We start from the raw sequence: 5,308 nt of genomic DNA, 5'->3' as shown, positions 1-5,308 counted from the left end.
GCCCCCTTTTTTAGCCCAATTGGACGCGGCTGTCGTGGGCAGGCGGTGCGACCGCTGGTCGCAGCGCACAGGCCGGCGCGGGGCCGGCCTTGCGCGGCGCCGGCCACCGGCCGCCCCCCCGTGTCACCACTCGGGCAGTTTTTCCGGCAGCAACGCGCGGATCGGTGCGCCGTCCTCGCCGGCCGCCAGCTTCTCGGCCTCGGCGATGGGCAGGTCCACGTCCAGCAGCCAACCGTCCTCGTCGGCCTGTTCTCGGCGCACCACTTCCAACTGGTGCAGGCGCGAACGCAGGCGACCGGCACTGGGCGGCAGGCGCAGTTCGCCGCTGACGTGCTGCAGGCCCAGGCGCTTGCCCAGCACCGACTCCAGCAGCGGCATCCCCAGCCCATCACGGGCGGAGATCCAGACGCGCTCGCGCCGGGCCTCGTCGGGTATGCCGTCCTGGCCGTCGTGGCGGACCTCGGCGCCGTCGATGCGGTCGATCTTGTTGAACACGAGCAGCTGCGGCAGGTCGCCGGCGCCCACCTCGGCCAGCACCTCGTCGACCTGGGCGATGCGCTCCTCGCGGTGCGGATCGGCGGCATCGACCACGTGCAGCAGGAAATCGGCCTCGCGCGCTTCGCTCAGGGTCGAGCGGAACGCGGCCACCAGTTCATGCGGCAGGTCGCGGACGAAGCCGACGGTGTCGGCCAGCACCACGCTGCCGCCGGGCACGATGATCCGGCGCACGGTGGGGTCCAGGGTGGCGAACAGCTTGTCGGCGGCATACGCCTCCGCGCCGGTCAGCGCATTGAACAGCGTGGACTTGCCGGCATTGGTGTAGCCGACCAGGGCCACGCGCGGCAGTTCGCTGCGCAGGCGCGCGCGGCGCATCTGGGTGCGCTGCACTTCCACCTTTTCCAGCTTCTTCTGCAACTGCTCCACGCGCTTCTGCAACAGGCGGCGGTCGGTTTCCAGCTGGGTTTCACCCGGACCGCGCAAGCCGATGGCACCACCGCGCTGGCGCTCCAGGTGGGTCCAGCCGCGCACCAGCCGCGTGGCCATGTGGCGCAACTGCGCCAGCTCGACCTGCAGCTTGCCTTCATGGCTGTGCGCCCGCTGGGCGAAGATGTCCAGGATCAACCCGGTGCGGTCGATCACCCGGCGCTCCAGGAAACGCTCCAGGTTGCGCTCCTGGCCGGGCGTCAGCGCGTGGTTGACCAGGATCAGGTCGGCGCCGGTCGCCTCGGCCGCGGCTTTCACCTCGTCCAGCTTGCCGGTGCCGATCAGGATCGACGGATTGGGCCGATCGATGCGCGCGGTCAGCGTGGCGGCGATGCTCGCCCCCGCCGAACGCGCCAGGTCGGTGAATTCTTCCAGCACGTCTTCTTCAAGCCGGCCGGCATGCGGCTGGATCAGCAGCGCGTGTTCGCCTCGTTTCGAACGGTCAAACACGCACTTCTCCGCAATGGGTCAACGTATCACTCAACGTCGTCTTCGCCTTCGACGCCTTCGGCGCCACCTTCATTGGACTGCACATAGCCGCCGCCCGGACCGACCCGCACGTTGCGCGCCGGCACCACGGTCGAGATGGCGTGCTTGTACACCATCTGGCTCACCGTATTGCGCAGCAGCACCACGAACTGGTCGAACGATTCAATCGTTCCCTGCAGCTTGATGCCATTGACCAGATACACCGAAACCGGCACGCGCTCGCGCCGAAGTGCATTCAGAAACGGATCCTGCAGCGATTGCCCCTTGGACATTGCGAACTCCTGATTATTGTTTTTATGGTCTTCCGGCAGTTGCGCGGCCCCCGCCGCCCACCGGAATCCTTGATGGTACACGGGCCGGAGGGGGGAAGGCGTGGACTCAGCGCGCGACGAAGGCCGCCACTGCATCCGCCAGGGAAGCCTGATCCAGATGGGGGTCGAACCAGCGCACATCAAGCTCGCCACGCAGCCAGGTCAGCTGACGCTTGGCCAGCTGGCGGGTGGCCTGGATGCCGCGTTCACGGAACTGGGCGGCCGTGCCCTGCCCGTCCAGGAACTCCCAGGCCTGGCGGTAGCCGACGGCGCGGATCGCCGGCAGGTCCAGCGGCGCGGCGACCCGGCCCATCGCCGGCAGGGCGCGCAGGGCGCGCACCTCATCCAGCAGGCCCTGGCCGAGCATGGCGTCGAAACGGGCCTCGATGCGTTGGTGCAACACGCTGCGCGCGCGCGGGGCCAGCACCAGTTTCAGGGTGCGCACCGGCAAGCGGTCCACCCCGGGCAGCTTCTGCCACTCGCTGATCGGGGTGCCGCTCAGCCGGTACACCTCCAGCGCCCGCTGGATGCGCTGCGGGTCGGTGGCATGGATACGGGCGGCGGCGGCCGGGTCGACCCGGGCCAGTTCGGCATGCAACGCGCCCCAGCCCTGGGCGGCCGCCTCCTCGGCGATCCGCGCGCGGGTGGCCGGATCGGCCGGGGGCATCGGCGACAGGCCCTGCAGCAGGGCGCGGAAATACAGGCCGGTGCCGCCGGCCAGGATCGGCATGCGGCCGCGGGCCACGATGTCGGCCACGGCACGGGCGGCATCGACCGCGAACTCGGCCGCCGAATACGGCTGCCAGGGATCGCGCAGGTCCAGCAGGTGGTGCGGCGCCTGCGCGCGCTCGACCGCGTCCGGCTTGGCCGAGCCGATGTCCAGGCCACGGTAGACCAGCGCCGAATCGACGCTGACGATCTCCCCGCCGAGCTGGCGGGCCAGCGCGATCGCCGTGGCGGTCTTGCCCGAGGCGGTCGGGCCCATCACCGCGATCGCCAGCGGGCGCTGGTCGACGCCCATCAGTCCTCGTCCGGCCAGCGCGGCATGGCGGGGGCGGCGGCCACGCGCGGGGTGGGCACCGCGTCGACGGCCGCCCACACCTTGAGCGCGTCGACGGTGGCCGCCACGTCATGCACGCGCAGCAGCAGGGCCCCGCGCTGGGCCGCGATCAGGTGCGCGGCCACCGAGCCGGCCATGCGGTCGGCCGGCGCCTGGCGGCCGGTCAGCTCGCCGATGCTGCGCTTGCGCGACAGGCCGGCCAGCATCGGCACGCCCAGCTCCAGGAAACGCGCCGAGCGCGCCAGCAGCGTCATGTTGTGCGCGGTGGTCTTGCCGAACCCGAATCCCAGGTCGATCACCAGGTGCTTTTTCTCGATGCCGGCCATCTCCGCGGCGAACATCCGCTCGGCGAGGAAACGATGCACCTCGGCGACCACGTCGTCGTAATGCGGGGTGTCCTGCATGCTGCCCGGCTCGCCCTGCATGTGCATCAGCACCACCGGCACACCCAGCTCGGCGGCGGCCGCCAGCGCCCCGGGTTGGCGCAATGCGTGGATGTCGTTGATCATGCCGGCGCCGGCGGCGACCGCCGCGCGCATCACCTCCGGCTTGAAGGTATCAATGCTGATCGGCACCTGGGTCTGCGCCGCGAGCTGCTCGATCACCGGGATCACCCGGCGCAGCTCTTCCTCCAGCGGCACCGGCGCGCTGCCCGGGCGGGTCGATTCGCCGCCGATGTCGAGCAGGTCCGCGCCCTCCTCCACCAACCGCAGGCCATGGGCGACCGCTGCCTCCAGTGTGTCGTGCGCGCCGCCGTCGGAGAACGAGTCCGGGGTGACGTTGACGATACCCATCACGCGCGGCTGGTCCAGCCGCAGGGATCGGCCGGCACAGTCCAGCCGGGGAGAAGTGTCGAACATGGGCAAGTCCACGAAGTACGCCAGCGCGTAGTTTACGCTGGCGTGCCGCCGCCCCTCCTAGAGGTCGCCCAGGCGGGCGCCATCGACCGGGTTGGCCAGCCACTGCGCCAGGTCTTCGCCCATCGCATTGACGGTGCGCTCGAGCACGCTGCACGAGCCCTTGAAGCCGGCGAAGGCGCCACCCCGCGAGGTGCGGCGCGCGGTGACCGAGGCGATCTTCTGCCCGTCCTGGTACAGCACCCCACGTGCGGTGGCCGACTTGTAATGCCCGGCAAACGCGTTGCCGGCGCTCTGGGCCTCCACCAGCTCAAGCTGGAGCACGCGGCCGGCGTCCGGCGCCACCGGCGTGGCCGAGAAGACGATGCGGTTGCCGTGTTCGGGGGCGTTGTGGCCCACCGCGATCGCCAGCTGGGTGCCGATCGGGCACTCGGCCTTGATGTTGTCGGCGACGTAGGTGGCTTCGCCGTAAGGCACCACATCCTGCATGTGGATGTCGGCGGCGAGCACCGGCGTGGCGCAGCAGAGCAGCACGGCAACCGCCGTGCACTTGAGATGACGCATGGATTCCCCCTGGAATGATGTGGACGGCCGCCGCGTGCGACCGTGCCTGGCCATCGTGCCCAGCGCGCGGCGTTGGCGCAAGCGCGGTTCAGCGCTGCTGGCGGCGCTTGCGGTCCACGTACAGGGTCTTGGCGATGCTGAGCAGGATGCCCAGCGCGATGCCGATGCCGGCGCCCAGCAGGAAGTTGTCGCGGAACAGGCCGATGCCCACGCCCACGACCGTGGCGATCACCATTTCGGCGGTATGCGAAGGCGGCTGCGGCGGTGGGGTGGACATGGCAACTCCGGAACAAGGGACGACGGTGGGGCCGCCATTATGTCCCGGAAACAGCGAAGGCCGGGTTTCCCCGGCCTTCGTCTGCATCGTTGACCGCGCCGCTTACAGCTGTTCGGCGGGACCGGCGATCGGCGGCACCGGACGGGCGTCACCGCCCTTGTCGTTGTTGCTGCCGCTGTCGCTCTTGTTGGACTTGTTCCAGCCCGCCGGCGGCGGCGGATCGCGGCCTTCCATGATGGCGTCGATCTGCGGCGCATCGATGGTTTCGTACTGCAGCAGCAGCTGCGACATGGCGTGCAGCTTGTCCACGTTGGCCGTCATCAACTCGGTGGTGCGGGCGTAGGCCTTGTCCAGGATGCTGCGCACTTCCTCGTCGATACGGCGCGCGGTGTCGTTGGACACGCTCTTGTGCTGGGTCACCGAACGGCCCAGGAACACCTCATCGTCTTCCTCGCCATAGGCGATCGGACCGAGGGTCTCGGACAGGCCCCACTTGGTGACCATGTTGCGGGCCATCTTGGTGGCGCGCTCAATGTCGTTGGAGGCACCGGTGGTGACCTTGTCCGGCCCGAAGATCAATTCCTCGGCGATGCGGCCGCCGTACAGCGAGCACAGCTGGGAGTTGATGGCCACGCGGTTGATCGAGTACTTGTCGCCCTCGGGCAGGTACATGGTCACGCCCAGCGCGCGGCCGCGCGGGATGATGGTGACCTTGTAGACCGGATCATGCTCGGGCACCAGGCGGCCGATGATGGCGTGGCCGGCC

6 protein-coding genes and 1 pseudogene are annotated in these 5,308 nt (G+C 69.7%); all 7 read right to left on the bottom strand.

The genetic code is table 11. The features are described from left to right. Positions 1-123: 123 nt before the first annotated feature. On the bottom strand, positions 124-1,434 hold the full coding sequence (gene hflX, locus RSA25_RS18855; protein WP_332810360.1) for a ribosome rescue GTPase HflX: 1,311 nt from the start codon (positions 1,432-1,434) through the stop codon (positions 124-126). 26 nt (positions 1,435-1,460) lie between these two features. Further along, positions 1,461-1,745: an RNA chaperone Hfq gene (gene hfq / locus RSA25_RS18850; protein WP_332810359.1), complete on the bottom strand. Its 285-nt coding sequence runs from the start codon at positions 1,743-1,745 to the stop codon at positions 1,461-1,463. A gap of 106 nt (positions 1,746-1,851) precedes the next feature. Next, positions 1,852-2,805 carry a tRNA (adenosine(37)-N6)-dimethylallyltransferase MiaA gene (gene miaA, locus RSA25_RS18845; RefSeq protein ID WP_332810358.1) on the bottom strand — a complete coding sequence of 318 codons (954 nt, stop codon included), beginning with the start codon at positions 2,803-2,805 and terminating at the stop codon, positions 1,852-1,854. Next, positions 2,805-3,704, bottom strand: coding sequence for a dihydropteroate synthase (gene folP, locus RSA25_RS18840; RefSeq protein WP_332810357.1), 900 nt, complete (start codon positions 3,702-3,704; stop codon positions 2,805-2,807). Before folP ends, miaA begins: the two co-directional genes overlap by 1 nt. A gap of 57 nt (positions 3,705-3,761) precedes the next feature. Beyond that, positions 3,762-4,265 carry a hypothetical protein gene (locus RSA25_RS18835; RefSeq protein WP_332810356.1) on the bottom strand — a complete coding sequence of 168 codons (504 nt, stop codon included), beginning with the start codon at positions 4,263-4,265 and terminating at the stop codon, positions 3,762-3,764. An 88-nt stretch (positions 4,266-4,353) separates the two neighbouring features. Further along, positions 4,354-4,542 carry a hypothetical protein gene (locus RSA25_RS18830; protein ID WP_332810355.1) on the bottom strand — a complete coding sequence of 63 codons (189 nt, stop codon included), beginning with the start codon at positions 4,540-4,542 and terminating at the stop codon, positions 4,354-4,356. Between the two features lie 102 nt (positions 4,543-4,644). Beyond that, a pseudogene (locus RSA25_RS18825) lies at positions 4,645-5,308 on the bottom strand (ATP-dependent metalloprotease); the annotation flags it as partial.

The organism is Stenotrophomonas sp. (assembly GCF_036662295.1).
In the GTDB taxonomy this organism is placed as follows: domain Bacteria; phylum Pseudomonadota; class Gammaproteobacteria; order Xanthomonadales; family Xanthomonadaceae; genus Stenotrophomonas.
The sequence above is the reverse complement of the archived record's forward strand: the minus strand, read 5'-3'. Positions and strand labels throughout refer to the sequence as shown.

Coding starts and splice junctions, on each gene's coding strand:
- hfq (WP_332810359.1), bottom strand. CDS start 1,745: ATGTCCAAGGGGCAATCGCTGCAGGATCCGTTTCTGAATGCACTTCGG.
- miaA (WP_332810358.1), bottom strand. CDS start 2,805: ATGGGCGTCGACCAGCGCCCGCTGGCGATCGCGGTGATGGGCCCGACC.
- folP (WP_332810357.1), bottom strand. CDS start 3,704: ATGTTCGACACTTCTCCCCGGCTGGACTGTGCCGGCCGATCCCTGCGG.
- RSA25_RS18835 (WP_332810356.1), bottom strand. CDS start 4,265: ATGCGTCATCTCAAGTGCACGGCGGTTGCCGTGCTGCTCTGCTGCGCC.
- RSA25_RS18830 (WP_332810355.1), bottom strand. CDS start 4,542: ATGTCCACCCCACCGCCGCAGCCGCCTTCGCATACCGCCGAAATGGTG.